Source organism: Deltaproteobacteria bacterium, assembly GCA_020848745.1.
In the GTDB taxonomy this organism is placed as follows: Bacteria; Desulfobacterota; Binatia; order UTPRO1; family UTPRO1; genus UTPRO1.
This window is the reverse complement of record JADLHM010000098.1, coordinates 18524-32722: the sequence shown is the minus strand read 5'-3', so window position 1 is coordinate 32722 and position 14199 is coordinate 18524. Positions and strand designations below refer to the sequence as shown.

General features: G+C 71.3%; 11 protein-coding genes. 5 read left to right on the top strand and 6 right to left on the bottom strand.

Going from position 1 to position 14199, the window contains the following annotated elements; all coding sequences use genetic code 11:
• Nucleotides 1–6: 6 nt before the first annotated feature.
• From IT293_14020 to lptF, 3 genes are read right to left on the bottom strand one after another with little or no spacing between them, the layout of a single operon-like run.
• On the bottom strand, nucleotides 7–1230 hold the full coding sequence (locus IT293_14020) for a CDP-alcohol phosphatidyltransferase family protein (GenBank protein MCC6765769.1): 1224 nt from the start codon (nucleotides 1228–1230) through the stop codon (nucleotides 7–9).
• Nucleotides 1227–2294 carry an LPS export ABC transporter permease LptG gene (gene lptG / locus IT293_14015; protein MCC6765768.1) on the bottom strand — a complete coding sequence of 356 codons (1068 nt, stop codon included), beginning with the start codon at nucleotides 2292–2294 and terminating at the stop codon, nucleotides 1227–1229. The genes IT293_14020 and lptG overlap by 4 nt, the downstream gene beginning before the upstream one ends.
• A complete protein-coding gene (gene lptF, locus IT293_14010) occupies nucleotides 2291–3397 on the bottom strand; it encodes an LPS export ABC transporter permease LptF (protein MCC6765767.1) in 1107 nt (368 codons plus the stop codon). The genes lptG and lptF overlap by 4 nt, the downstream gene beginning before the upstream one ends.
• Nucleotides 3398–3462: 65 nt before the next feature.
• Here lptF and IT293_14005 point away from each other — a divergent pair, with 65 nt between their 5' ends.
• Complete coding sequence (locus IT293_14005) at nucleotides 3463–4431, top strand: NAD-dependent epimerase/dehydratase family protein (GenBank protein ID MCC6765766.1); 969 nt, start codon at nucleotides 3463–3465, stop codon at nucleotides 4429–4431.
• A gap of 37 nt (nucleotides 4432–4468) precedes the next feature.
• Here IT293_14005 and IT293_14000 read toward each other — a convergent pair whose 3' ends face one another.
• From IT293_14000 to IT293_13990, 3 genes are all read right to left on the bottom strand, one after another.
• Nucleotides 4469–5731 carry a pyridoxal phosphate-dependent aminotransferase family protein gene (locus tag IT293_14000; protein ID MCC6765765.1) on the bottom strand — a complete coding sequence of 421 codons (1263 nt, stop codon included), beginning with the start codon at nucleotides 5729–5731 and terminating at the stop codon, nucleotides 4469–4471.
• Nucleotides 5732–5794: 63 nt separating this feature from the next.
• Complete coding sequence (locus IT293_13995; protein ID MCC6765764.1) at nucleotides 5795–6790, bottom strand: zinc-dependent alcohol dehydrogenase family protein; 996 nt, start codon at nucleotides 6788–6790, stop codon at nucleotides 5795–5797.
• A gap of 235 nt (nucleotides 6791–7025) precedes the next feature.
• Nucleotides 7026–8375: an MATE family efflux transporter gene (locus tag IT293_13990; GenBank protein MCC6765763.1), complete on the bottom strand. Its 1350-nt coding sequence runs from the start codon at nucleotides 8373–8375 to the stop codon at nucleotides 7026–7028.
• 156 nt (nucleotides 8376–8531) lie between these two features.
• Between IT293_13990 and IT293_13985 the strand changes: the two genes are divergently transcribed.
• The 4 genes from IT293_13985 to IT293_13970 all read left to right on the top strand — a co-directional run bounded on the left by IT293_13985 (nucleotide 8532) and on the right by IT293_13970 (nucleotide 14023).
• Nucleotides 8532–9047 (top strand): hypothetical protein, encoded by a 516-nt coding sequence (locus tag IT293_13985; GenBank protein MCC6765762.1) that lies wholly within the window; start codon nucleotides 8532–8534, stop codon nucleotides 9045–9047.
• 567 nt (nucleotides 9048–9614) lie between these two features.
• Nucleotides 9615–9770 carry a hypothetical protein gene (locus IT293_13980; GenBank protein ID MCC6765761.1) on the top strand — a complete coding sequence of 52 codons (156 nt, stop codon included), beginning with the start codon at nucleotides 9615–9617 and terminating at the stop codon, nucleotides 9768–9770.
• Between the two features lie 235 nt (nucleotides 9771–10005).
• Nucleotides 10006–10341, top strand: a complete 336-nt coding sequence (locus tag IT293_13975; GenBank protein MCC6765760.1) for a hypothetical protein — start codon at nucleotides 10006–10008, stop codon at nucleotides 10339–10341.
• Nucleotides 10342–10537: 196 nt separating this feature from the next.
• Nucleotides 10538–14023: a hypothetical protein gene (locus IT293_13970; protein MCC6765759.1), complete on the top strand. Its 3486-nt coding sequence runs from the start codon at nucleotides 10538–10540 to the stop codon at nucleotides 14021–14023.
• The last annotated feature ends 176 nt before the right edge of the window (nucleotides 14024–14199 follow it).

Genomic DNA, 14199 nt, shown 5'->3' with positions numbered 1-14199 from the left:
CCGTGCTTACTGCACGAGATGGCGCACGGCGGCAAGGTCTGCGACGAACGGCTTCGCCCAGCCCGGCACGACGGCGGCCTCGTTGCCGAGCTCCTCGATCCAGGGCCGGAGGGACCCGGAGCGCCGCCGCACCCGCATGCCCTGCAGACAGCGGACGCCGAGGATCACCGTCGAGAGCACCGTCCAGAGGGCGACGACGATGAGTCCGGTCCGCGGCGCGCCGGCGAGCCACGACACCGTCAAGACGATCAGATTCGGGTTCCGGCGCGCCATGACCAGGCGAAAGTACGAATCGAACGGGCGCCAGGCGAAGAGCGAGCCGCCGCCGACCGCGTGCTTGAAGAAGCTCTCGAAGAAGCGGCCGCCGACGTAGAAGGCGACGATCACGACCAGCAGGGGGAGCACCGTGAGGACGTGCGTCGGCCCGGTCACGCCGAGCGCCCACGCGATGTACCAGACGGGCGGGTGCACGGAGTCGATCGTGTGGTCGAAGTAGTGCCCGAACGGCGTCGACGTGACCGTGACGCGCGCGAGCTTGCCGTCGACGGTGTCGAGAAACGTCATGATCCAGGCGAGCGCGAGTCCGACGCCGAACCAGCCGGACGCGAAGAGCACGGTCGCGCCCACGACGAGGAGGAAGCTCACCGAGGTGACCGCGTTCGGCGGGATGCCGTGGCGCGCGCAGACGCGCACGACCGCGCGCGCCGGCGCCGGCCACAGCCACTTGGTCACGAGGTCGGTGACGCCCTTGTAGGAGCCGTCGAAGAGATGGCGCTCGAGCGCGGCGGCGCGCTCGGGACGCACCCGCAGCACGACCGGCGGCGCCGCCTTGTGGAGCTTTCGCACGAACGCCGTCGAGAAAGCCTCCGGGCTGTGCACGACGACGTTCGACAGCGACGTCGGGTCGGCCTCGCCCTCGACGACGGCGCGCGCCGCGGCGGCCTCCGGCGCGCTCACGTGCGCCGCGACCGCGCGCGCGCGCGCGCCGGAGGCGGTCAGCGCGACCCCCGGCTGGCGCAGGAGGTCGGCGAGCGTGCGGTCCTCGAAGAGATAGTCGCCGCGCAGCCACAGTACGGAGGCCGCGGACGCCGGCGGACTCGTGTCGCGCGCCACCTGCGTCACGCCCGCCGCGCGCAGCTGGCGCGCGAGCCGTTCGGCGCCGTCGATGCCCCACAGGCGCACGTCGCGGCCGCCGACGATCGCGACGGCAGGCGCGCCGCCGGCCGTCATGCCAATCCCGCGCGGCGGAAAAGCGCCACGACGGCGACGCCCGCGACGAGCGCGGGCAGGAGCGCGATCGCGAGCGGCGACACACCGGCGACGAGCCCGAAGTTGGTGAACATCTCCCGCGCCATCTGGAACCCGATCCCGACGAGCGCCGCCACGAGCGCGCGCTCGCCGACGCGCACCGCGCGTCCGCTCACCATCACCATGGGAACCGCAAGGAGCACCATCACCCCCATGTACACCGGGGCGCTCGCCCGCCGCCAGAAGGCGACCTCGTGCGCGATGGGATTCTGCCGCTGCGCCCGCAGCGTCACGATGGTGCGCACGAGCTCCGCGAGCGAGAGATCGCGCGGCTCGAGCCAGAGGGTCTGGAGCCGTTTCGGGGCGACGTCGACGCGCCACGGCTCGAGCGCGGCGCTGCGGGTGGTCGCGACGTCGTCGTGGAAGGTGCTTTCGCGGAGATCACGAAGCCGCCATCCGTCCGCCGTCGGCAAGGCCACGCGCGCGTAGGTGAAGCGCGCGAGCGCGCGGCCGCCCGCGAAATCGAACTCGTAGACCTCGCCGAGGGAGCCGTCGGCGTTGAGCGCGCCGATGTTGACGAAGCCCGACCCGGCGCGCACCCAGAGCCCCGACGCGGTCGAGAGCGCGCGGCCGCCGGAAAGCACGAGCGCGCGCTGCGCGTGCGCCCGCTGGCTGAGCGGCACCGCCACGAGCTCGCCCACGGCCGCGCCGCCGAGCGCCAGCACGAGCGCCGCCCCGAAGACGGCGCGCGCGACGCGCAGCGGCGAGTACCCCGCGGCCTGCATGGCGACGAGCTCGCGGTCGTTCGCGAGCCGCCCGAGACCCAGGACCGCTCCGAGCAGCGCGGCCGCCGGAAAGAGCTCGTAGGCCTCGCTCGGAAGCGTGAGGACGACGAAGCCGAGCGCGCGACCGACCGTCCATCCGCCGCCGACCGCGCGCAGCTCCTCGGTGACGCGCAGGACCGTGAACACGGCGAGGAGCCCCCCGAGCGCCTCGCCGAAGCTCCGCACGACCGAGAGACCGACGTGGCGGTCGAGGAGCCTCATCCCGCGGCCCGGCGCTGCCGCCAGGCGAGCGCGAGCACCACGCCGAAACAGGCGCCATGGACCATCCACAGCCCGGCCGCTGCCGGCAGGATCCCGTTCGCGACCCAGCTCTTCGCGGTCCCGAGCAGCGCCCGATACACCATGTAGGCCAGCGCCGCCGTGAAGAGCCGCGCCGTCCGGCCCGAGCGCGGGTCGAAGCGGCCGAGCGGAATCGCGAGCAGGCAGAGGAGGACGGTCGCGATCGGCATGGCGGCACGCCACTGGAGCTCCGCGACGGACTCCGGATCGGCGGCGGCGAAGAGCTCGCGCCACGTGAGGCTCTTCTCGGCGTCGCCCTCGCGCGGAGGCAGCGGCACCTGCATCGCGAGGCGCTCGAACCGCGTCACGGTCTGCTTGTCGCTCTCGACGGTGAGATCGTACTGGTAGCCGTCCTCGAGGACGAGGTTGCGGATGCCATGCGCCGGGTCGCGCGTCTCGATCGCCCGCGCCGCGGAGAAGACCGCGAGCCCGTTCGCGTCACGCCGCTGCACGAACACGTCCTCGAGGTAGGCCGGGTCGGTCGCCGACCGCGCGCCGGCGAACACCACCTCGCGCGCCGTCGAACGGAGCTCGTAGAAGACCCCCGGCGTGATGTCGTCGAGGCCCGACCGGGCGATGGCGAGGTCACGGACCTCGGCGTACCGCGCCGCCGCCCACGGCCGTCCCGCGAAGGAGAGCACGGCGACCACGAGCGCGGCGCAGAGACCGCAGCCGAGGACCGCGCGCTCGAGTCGTCCGGGCCCGATCCCCGTCGCCGCCATCGCGATCAGCTCGCGGTCGCGCGAGAGGCGATTCATCGCGAGCAGCACGCCGAGATACGCGACCGCCGGCAGCAACGAGGGCAGCGCCATCACCGTGCGGAGCCCGAGGAGCACCGCCAGTACGCCGCCGGGCAAGCCCCCCACGGCCGCGTCGGACAGCAGGACGCTCCCCCGCGTGACGAGGAATACCCCGAGCACGACCGCGAAGCCGCCGAACGCGTGCGACGTCACCTCGCGCGCCACGTATCGATCGAGCAGCGGCGGAAAGCCGGTGGCGACGGCGGTGCGCAAGCCGGTTCGCATCGCACGCACCCCACGGAGCGTCAAGGCGACGGGACGCCGCGCGATGGGATACGATCGCCGGCACGATGCGCGTGTTCGTGACCGGCGCGACCGGCTTCGTCGGAGTCCACGTGGTCGCCGCGCTGCGCGCGCGCGGTCACGAGGTCGCCTGCCTCGTGCGCGACGCGCGGAAGGCCGGCGCGCTGTTCGGCGACGCGCCGCCGACGATCGTCGCGGGCGGCCTCGGCGACCGCGCCGCACTCGAGCGCGGCGCCGCCGGGGCCGACGGTGTCGTCCATCTCGCGGGGCTCGTCGCGGCGCGGAGCCGCGCCGAGCTCTTCGCCGTGAACGCCGGCGGCACGCGCGCGCTCGTGGACGCGGTGCGCGCGCGGCCGGGCATCCGCAGCTTCGTACACGTCAGCAGCCTCACGGCGGCCGGCCCCACGATCTTCGGCCGCGCGCCGACGGGCGACGAGCCGCCGCATCCCGTGAGCGACTACGGCAGGAGCAAGCTCGCCGGCGAAGCGCCCGTACGCGCGCTCGCGATCCCGTGGACGATCCTCCGACCGCCGGCCGTCTACGGTCCGCACGACCGCGAGTTCCTCCGCCTCTTCCGCATTGCCCGGCGGGGCGTCGCGCCGATGTTCGGCGACGGCGGACAGCGCCTGTCCCTCGTCTACGCGCCGGATCTCGCCGCCGCGATCGCCGAGTGCGTGGAGCGTCCGCCGGCGGGCGTGTACTACCCCGCCCACCCGACGCCGACGACGGCGCGGGCGCTCGTCGAGGCGATCGCCGCGGCGCTCGACGCCCGCGTCCGCGTGGTGCCCCTGCCCCGCGCGATCGTCCGGCCGCTCTTCTTCGTGACGGGGGCGAGCGCGCGGCTCGCGCGCCGCGCGACGCTCCTCTCGCGCGACAAGGCCAACGAGATTCTCGCCGACGCGTGGCTCTGCTCGCCGGCCGCGCTGGAGTCGGCGACGGGGTGGCGCGCGGCGACCGATCTCGCGACCGGGCTCGCGCGCACGGCCGCGTGGTATCGCCGGAGCGGCTGGCTCTGACGCGCGCCTGCGCGCGGAGCCGGCTCCGCGCGCGCGGCTACGCCGACTTCGCCTGGTCAGGCAGGAACCACGACCAGTCCTCGTGGTCCGCCGTCGGCAGATTGTCGAGATCGAACTCGGGAATGGCGTAGCGTTGGCGTACCTGCGCGAAGGCATCGAGCGCGCGATCGAGGTGGGCGCGCGTGTGGGTCGGCATCACGCTCGTGCGGATGAGCGACTGTCCGTACGGCACCACCGGATACGGCACCGGAATCGCGAAGACGCCGAGGTCGAGGAGATCGCGCGCGATCCGGAAGGCCAGGGACTCGGAGCCGATCATCGCGGGCACGATCGGCGTCGTCGATCCCATCGTGCAGTAGCCGATCGCGTCGAGACCGTCGTGCCAGTAGCGGGTATTGGCCCAGACGCGGGCCCGCAACTCCCCCGCTTCGTCCCGCATCACGCCCAGGGCCGCGAGCGCGGCAGCGACCGATGCCGGCGGCAAGCCAGCCGTGAAGATGAGCGAGCGCGTCTTGTGTCGGAGCCAGTCGATCACGCGTTTCTCGCCGCACACGAAGCCGCCGAGGCTCGCGAGCGACTTGCTGAACGTGCCGAACAGCAGGTCGACGTCGTCACGCACGCCCTGATCGAACACCGCACCGCGCCCATCGGGGCCGAGCACGCCGATGCCGTGCGCGTCGTCGACGTAGAGCTTGAACTTGTACTTGCGCTTGAGCTCGGCAAGCCGGCGGAGATCCATCACCCGCCCGGTCATCGAGAAGACGGCGTCGCAGACGACCAGCGCATGCGACCAGTCGGTCCCCCCCACCGCGAGTTGGCGATCGAGGTCGGCGAGGTCCTTGAAGAGCCGCACCTCGCCGCGCGCGAGGCGCGTTCCGTCGATCAGGCTCGCGTGGTTCTCGCGCTCGGAGAAGATCACCGTGCCCGGGATCGAGCCGAGGGCCGCGAGCACGCCGACGTTCGCGAGGAAGCCCGATGCGAACACGAGCGCCTCTTCGTAGCCGAAGAGCGCCGCAAGCTCGCGTTCGAGCTGGTCGTGCAGGTCCAGGTTGCCGTTCAGGAAGCGCGAGCCGGTGCAGCCCGTGCCGTACTGATCGATTGCCTGCTTGGCGGCCGCCCGGACCCTCGGATGGTGGGTCAGGCCGAGGTAGTTGTTGGACCCCATCATCACCACCTCTTTGTCCTGGTAGGTGACGACCGGCCCTTCCGAGCCCTCCAGCGGCAAGAAGAAAGGATACACGCCGGCCGACCGCACGAAGCCCGGTTCTTGGTAGTCGTAGCAGGTCTGAAAAAGATCCATTGCGTCCCCCGCCTCCCGCCGGATGACCCGGTGCCTCTCCTGTAGGGAGGATGCGGCCGAGAATCAAACGATGGGATCGACGGGGCCGGGGCGCAGCACGGCGGCGCCGTTCACGCGACCCTCGCGAAGATCCGCGAGCGCGCGGTTCGCGTCGGCAAGCGGATACTCGACGATCGACGTCGCGAGCGCCAGCGTCGCCGCGAGGGCCAGGAACTCCTCGCCGTCCCGGCGCGTCAGATTGGCGACCGAGCGCACGGAGCGCTCACGCCAGAGGAGCGCGTAGGGAAACGACGGAATGTCGCTCATGTGGATGCCGGCGCAGACGACGGCGCCGCCCGGCGCCACGGAGCGGAGCGCCTGCGGCACGAGGGCGCCGACCGGCGCGTAGATGATCGCCGCGTCGAGCGCCGCGGGCGGCTGTGCGTCGGCGTCGCCCGCCCACGTGACCCCGAGGCGCTCCGCGAAGCTGCGCGCCGCCGCGTCGCCGGGCCGCACGAACGCGTAAACGCGCCGTCCCTGGTGCAACGCGACCTGCGCCACGATGTGCGCCGCCGCGCCGAACCCGTAGAGTCCGAGGTGCTCGGCGTCGCCCGCGAGGCGGAGCGAGCGATAGCCGATGAGGCCCGCGCAGAGGAGCGGCGCCGCGTGGGCATCGTCCGGGCCGTCGCCGAGCGCGAAGCAGTAGCGCTCGTCGACGCGCACCTCTTCCGCGTACCCGCCGTCCAGGGTGTAGCCGGTGAAGCGGGCGCGCTCGCAGAGGTTCTCGCGTCCGTTCACGCACGCGCGGCAGGCGCCACACGTCCAGCCGAGCCAGGGCACGCCGACGCGCGCCCCCACCACGAAGCGCGTCGCGGCGGCGCCGCGCCGCAGGACCCGCCCGACCACCTCGTGACCGGGCACGACGGGCAACCGCGCCTCGGGCAGCTCGCCGTCGACGACGTGCAGGTCGGTCCGGCAGACGCCGCACGCCGCCACCGCGATCACGATCTCGCCGGGCTCCGGCTCGAGCGGAGCGAGGTCCACCGCCACGAGCGGCGTGCCGGTTCTCACGAGACGCATCGCGCGCACGGCCGTCCGCTAGCCCACATTTCTCACCAGGTCCACGTCGCGAGAGCGCCAAGCGTGCGGCAGATCGGGCCGCACGGAGCGCCGAGCGACGCAGGCGGACTGGACAGTCCGTTGAGGAGCGCGGCGCGAGTACGGCCCGAGGTGGCGTGCGATTGACGCTCGCAGCAGGGACCTGGTGAGAAATGCGGTCAGCATCGCGGCGCCCGACCCGGAAGCCCGACGCGGCTCAGCGCGCGGTAGGGACGCGGGCGCGGCAGGTGGCCACGAAGATCGCGCCGAGCGCGATCGCGCCCGCGACGTTGCCGAGCGCGATGCAGAGGAAGACGGCGTGCTCGTCGAACCCGAGGCGGACGGAGACGATCGCCGCGATCAGCACGGCGGCGATGCGCGCGATCGACACCACGAGCGGAAGCGCCGCCCGGCCGAGGCCCTGGAACGCGAACGCGACCACCATGCTGACGCCGACGAAGGGATAGGTCGGCGCAATCATCCGGAAGTACGAGCTCCCGACCGCGAGCACGCCGGGGTCGTCGCTGAACATGGCGAGCCAGAGCGCCGGCCGCCACCAGACGACGAGACCCGGCACGGCGAGGAGCAGGACGACGATCACGACGCCGTGACCCACGAACTCCTGGATGCGGTCCTCGCGGGTCGCGCCCGCCGCGAGGCCGACCAGGGTGAGCACCGCCGCGCCGACGCCGTAGGCGAGCGACATGAGCACGAAGTCGAGCCGCGTCCCGAGGCCGTACGCCGCGAGGTCGGGCGCGCCGAGGCGCGCGACGACCCCTGTCAGCACCATCAGGCCGACGTTGTTCACGGAGGTCGAAAGCGCCGCCGGAACGCCGACCCGCACGATCTCGCGCACCGGGTCGAGCCCCGCGTGCGCGGACCGGAGCGCGGGACGCACCGCGCCGCGCCCTCCGAACACCCAGAAGAGCCGCGGCACGATCGCGCTTGCCTGACACGCGAGCATCGCGAGCGCGCCGCCGATCAAGCCCCAGCCGAAGCGGAACATGAAGAGCGGGGTGACGGCCATCTGCGCCACGAGCGACGTGGTCGCCCACGTCGCGGGCGTCCGCACGTTGCCCTCGGCGCGCATGACGCCGTCGAGCATCATGCCGAAGAACGTGATGGCGACGCCGCCGAAGAGCACGCGGGCAAAGGCCGTCGCGCCTTCGTGCACCGCGCCGGACGCGCCCATGAGGCCGAAGAGCGTTCCCACGCCGAGCCAGGCGGCGACGCCGAACCCGAGACCGAGCGCCACCGCGAGGACGAGCGCCTGCCCGGCGAGCGCCGCGGCCTCATGGCGCTCGCCGGCGCCGAGCGCGCGCGCGATGGCGGACGTCGCACCAGCGCCGATGCCGCCGCCCATCGCGGTGACGGCGAGGAGCGAGACGGGGAACACGAGCGACACGGCGCCGATCGCGTCCACACCGAGGCGGCTCACGAAGTACGTGTAGACGACGTTCGAGACCGCGGAGACCGCCATCACGACCGTCGTCGGCGCGGCGAGGCGCGCCACCGCCGCGAGCGGCGCGACGTCGAGGAGCCGGGTCGGGTGCGCGCGCTCGCTCACGCCGAGGGCATGCCCGGAGCGCCGGCGTTTTGCACGTCCCGGAAACACGGCCGCCAGCCCTTCCCAACCCTGCGAAGGACGCGCGGCGCGGGCACCGCCCGCTCGGGGGCTTGCAGCCGGCGCCCGGGTTGGCACGTCACGTGGAAACCCACCCGCATGCGAATCCTACCCATCACCATGGTGGCGGCGCTGGCGCTGACCCTGGGCGCGAGCACGGCCGGAGCGTTCGATCTGACCGGAACCTGGAGCGGCAAGGCGACGTGCAAGGGGCTCGGCGACGGCGCGAAGTTCACGGGCAAGACCCCGATCCTCGCCGACGTCTCGCAGAGCGGACGCGACGTCTACGTCATGTTCCAGGGCTTCTCGTTCCTCACCCATGCGGTCGGCATCACGGTCGCGAACGCGCAGAAGCCCGACAAGGGCGAGGCCGGATTCGTCGCATGCGGCAACGAACCCGATCCCGTTTTCGGCGTCACCGTGCGCGCCAAGGTGTCCACGACGCCGAGCAAGGGCAAGGGCACGATCAAGTTGATCGCGGTGGTGGCGGGCAAGAACTTGAGCGGCGTCGGCGTGACCGACGCCACCTTCACCTGCACCGGGAGCCTGAAGCGGACCGCGACCGCCGACCCGATGATTGGCGGCTGTCCGCTGGTGATGAGCGCCGTTCGCTAGTCTGGGCCGCGAAGCTGGGCTTCCCGCTCCCGTTGACGCTGCCGCGGCGTCTGGCGTAGCTCGGCCGTCGGGCGCCTTTTCGACGGATACGCCCGGGGACAGCGAGATGAGCGAGCGACTGCGGCCGATGGCGGAACGCTATCGCCGTCCGGATTGGGTACGGCGCCTGAACGCGATAGCCGATTCGGTCGGCGGCGACGCGCGGCGCATCGTGCCGCTCGACGGTTCGATGCTCCTCGCCGAGGCGGAACGCTCGCTCGACGGCGCGGCGCCACGCGGCGACTTCGGCGACCCCGCCTGGCGCGAGCGCTTCACGAAGCTCGCGGACGCGCTCGACGCCGCCCCGATGCACGTCGTCGGCCGACTGATGATGCGGCAGGAGCTGTTGCGCGCTCTCCGCACGCGGCTCCTCCTGATCGGCGAGGTCGACGCGCAGCCCGCGATCGCCCACGCGCCCGTCGTCGCGCCGGTGATCGTCACCGGTCCGGCGCGCTCCGGCACGACGATCCTCTTCGAGCTCCTGGCGCTCGACCCGGAGCTGCGCGTCCCGACGGCAGCTTCGAGATCGTGCTCGCCCACCGCGACCCCGGGCACCCGAACTGGCTCGATACCGAGGGGCGCGCCTTCGGGCTCGTGTTCTGGCGCTTCTTCCTCGTCGAGGGCGGGGTCGAGAAGCCGCGCGCCGAGGTGGTGCCGTTCACGGCGGTCGCGAAGTCGCGGTGAGCCCGATCCCGATCAGGGCCGGGCGCGAGGCGGGCCGGGCATCGCTCGTGAACGACCGGCGGGACGGCCTCCATCCTACGCGTCAGCGCATGACGCTCGGGGCAGCTCCACGGGGCTTTTCGCAAGGGCGCGTTGACAGTATGCCAACTGTCGGACGTTCGGATCTCTACTGCCATTTGCCACGGCGCCGGCGGCATCGTCGGCGCGGTCATTCGAAAGCGAGGAGATGAAGCCCATGGCCCCCTGCATCGTCATCTGTCATTTCACCGTTCCGGTGCCCGACGGAGAAGCGTTCATCGCGATCGCCAAAGGTTCCGCACCGAAGTTCCGCAAGATGGGTGAGCGCGGCCTGATCAGCAAAGACTACGTGCGCGGCAAAGACGGCGCGGGCGGTATCTACGTCTGGGAAAGCCGCGCCGCCGCCGAAGCCTGGTTCACCGAGAGCAAGCTGCAGGAGTACACGCAGACCTTCGGGGTGCGGCCCACGCTGACCTGGTACGACGCGCACCTGACGGTGGACAACAAGGCCGGCCAGACGCGGGTCGACGGCCAACCGATCGCCGAGAGCTGACCGCGCCGGCCCCGGGCCGACCGCCGACGCGCGCCGACCTCGCGTCGGCGGTCGCGTGCCCACGCATGAGATGCGCCGATTTGGCGCTATGTTTCGTCGTACGTCGCGCGCATTTTCGTTGACCTCCGGAGGTTCACCGTGGGACCTCACACGGTGATTGGTCCGTCACCCACCATCCCTACCAGGAGGTTTACCGATGCGTGCTTCATCCTCGTGCCCGAGCCCGAGCGTATCGCTCACGAACCTGCCCGTCCGCGTCGCGCGCACGACCGCGATCGCGGCGGCCTTGATGCTGGTGCTCGCGACCGGCGCGGCGAATGCCGACACTCGCAGCATCGACTTCGAGAATCCGCCGTACACGACCGGCAGCATCGACGGTCAGGACGGCTGGGGCGGGCAGAATCCTCCCGGGATTCCCATCAACGCCTCGATCGACCAGGAGGTCTCGAGCGCGCAAGCGCTGTCGGGGAGCCAGAGCTACCGCGAGTCCAGCGTCTACACGATCGGATCCTTCGGCGACCAGACCTTCTCGCCCTCGCTGATCGATCGCGCCGGAGAAGTGAGCTCCGCCGCTGACGGCTTTGCGGGCGGCACGCTGCAGCAGCGCATCACCGGCACGGTATGGTTCACGTCGGCGACCGCCGTGGCGCAGAACTCGCACGTCGTCCTCAGCCCCGACCGCGGCGACGGCGCGCGCATGAGCTGGGTCCAGGTGAGCGACAACGTCGTCGATCCCGGTGACGGCCGCCAGGGATTGTCGGTGAGCTTCTACGACTACCGTAATCCTCCCGACAACTTCCAGTTCGCCGTCGTCGCGACCAATCTGAGCCGCACGCAATGGCACCGCATCGACTTCGAGATGGAGTTCTACGAGGGCGCGCAGAACGACGTCGTGCGGGTGAGTGTCGACGGCAACCCGGCCTTCCGCGGCACGTCGTGGGAGGACTACTTCCGTAACCAGGAAGGCAACCCGACCCGCCCGGTCGACTCGCTGCTCTTCCGCGTCTCCGGCGCGGCGGAGGGGGTCGCGGGTCAGGGCTTCCACTTCGACGACATCTCGTACACGAGCGGCCCGTGCTTCGCGGCGACCCGCTACGTGTCGACGACGGGCGACGACACCTACAACGACTGCCGTGAGGCGGGCGCGCCGTGCGCGACCATCCAGAAGGCGGTCGACGTCGCGTGCGACGGCGACACCATCGAGGTCGATCCCGGCACCTACGACGAGCAGGTGCACATCACGAAGAACGGCATCACGGTCAACGGCAATGGCGCCTTGATCCAGCCGAGCTCGGTCGTCACCGACAACACCCAGGGGAGTCCGTGCAGTAACGGTCTCGGCACCGCAATCGTGCTCGTCTCGGGCGTGACCGGCGTCACGTTGAACGACGTCAACGTGAGCGGCGCCCTCATCAACCCGATGCCGGCGCGCTTCATCGGCGTCTACTATCGAAACGCGTCCGGCGCGATCAACGGAGGGTCGGTGGATCACATCCGCAACGACCCGCTCGACGGCATGCAGAACGGACTCGGCGTGTACATCCAGTCGAGCACGGGCAACGCGATCGACGTCGACGTGACCGGGATGACCATCAGCGGCTACCAGAAGAACGGGCTCACGTTCAACGGTTGCGGCTGCGCCGACACCCCCGCCGGCACGACGACCGGCTCGGCCGTCGGCAACTCGCTGATCGGCGCCGGTCCGACCTCGCAGATCGCGCAGAACGGCATCCAGGTCGGCTTCGGCGGGGGTCCGATCACCATCACGGGCAACTCCGTCAACGGCCACCGCTACACCGGCTTGCCGGCGAACGGCACCGCGACCGGCATCCTGATCTTCTCTTCGAAGAACAACGTCATCACGGGGAACCAGATCGGCTCCAACAACAACGGCATCGTCTTCGAGGGTGGGTCGTTCGGCTTGTGCATCCCGGAGGACAGCACCGGCAACTCGGCGACCTGCAACGTGGTCACCGACGACAACGCCTTCGCGTACGAGGTCGGTGTGTCGACCGATGCCGCCGCCAACGTCGTGAACGACAACCTCATCGACGGCAACGCGACCGGCGTCGACGGCAGCGCCATCAGCGCCGGCCTGCTGAACGCCGAGAACAACTACTGGGGCGCGGCGGACGGTCCGAGCGGCGTCGGTCCCGGCTCGGGCGACCCGGTGACGGCGAACGTCGATTTCTCGCCCTTCAGCGCAACGATCCCGTCGTGCGTCGGCGACATCGTCACCCCGTGCGTGATGGGCAACTGGGAACTCGTGAACTACGACCAGACGCTCGGCGCCGACATCGGCGACGCGACCACGGCGGGCGGCACCGATGCCGACTTCGTCGCCGGTCCGCCGACTCCGCCGCTCGGCAGCGGCAGCTTGCACCAGTTCGTCGGCACGGCGGGCAACCCGCCGAGCGGCGACGACGCCACCCGCATCCGGACGAGCGACTGCAACGGGACGCTGCTCTCCGACATCATCGATGAGCCGTTCACGTACTGGACGTACGTGACGAGCTTCGGCAGCGGCGGCCAGGCGACGTACATCCAGCTGCGCGTCGACCTGGACGGCAACGGATCGACCGACGACCGCCTCTTCTTCGAGCCGGTCTATCAGAACGGCACCTACGGCCTCCTGCCGTACAGCGGCATCGTGCCGAACCAGTGCGGCGGCAACCCGAGCTGCGTCTCGCTCGGGGTCTGGCAGCAGTGGGACGCGGCCGCCGGCGGCTGGTGGTCGGACAACGACAGCGCGGGCGGTCCGCCGCTCACCACGCTCGCGGGGTATGCGGCGCAGTACCCGGGCGCGCGGGTCGCGACCGACAACAACTCGCTCCGGGTGCAGACCGGGGGCGGCGGCGCGGCGTGGGCCGGTTTCGACGGCAACGTCGATGCCCTCTCGGCTTGCGGGGCGACCTATGACCTCGAGCCGCAGGTCTGCCCGACGCCGACCATGACGCCGGTCGTCACGGCGACGCCGACCGTCACGGCGACGCCGACCGCCACCGTGACGTCGACCGTCACGGGGACACCGACCGTGACGGCGACACCGACCGTCACGGCGACCGCCACGGCCACGCTGACGCCGACGCCGACGCCGACGTCCACGCCGTTCTGCGGCAACGGCGTCGTCGACCCGGGTGAGTCGTGCGACGACGGCAACCAGTTCGAGTGCGACCCGATCCACCCGCAGAAGCCGTTCAACGGCGACACCTGCAACAACATGTGTCAGGGCCTCATCTGCAAGGATCCGTCGAACATCCGCTTCAAGACGAACAGGCTGGATCAGTTCAAGGCGCACGGTGTCCTGGTGCCGATGGCCGGGCAGTCTCTCGACTTCAGCCAGGCGGTCACGCTCTCGCTCACGACGCCGGTCGTGGCGCCCGAGCGGAGCGTCGACACCGTCATCTTCACGACCAGCCTGCCGGCGGGCTCGATGACGGCGCGGCCGAACGGCGGCTTCAAGTACAAGAACAAGCTCGCCAAGGTGGACGGCGGCATCTACACCCTGAGCGCCGCGCGGACCAGCGATGGGACATTCAAGGTGACGATCGTGGCCTACGGAAACCTCCGCGAGGCCGCGGCCGAGATGATCACCCGCATCGGGGTCGGCGACGTGGAGTGGACGGTGCACGCGATGTGGCGACAGACCAGTCACGGCTGGTTGTTCGACCACGCGCTGTGACGCGAACGCGCGAGCGTTAGGCTCGACGGGGGGCACGGGCGCCGGCCCGTGCCCCCCGCTTCATTTGGCTGCCCAGGTCAGCGCCCCTCGTGCAACTTCCCGGTGCCGACGGTAGCGCTGCGGACGAGTTCTGGCGCGCATCACGCCATAGCAGGCGCCGCACCGCGCTTTTCTCG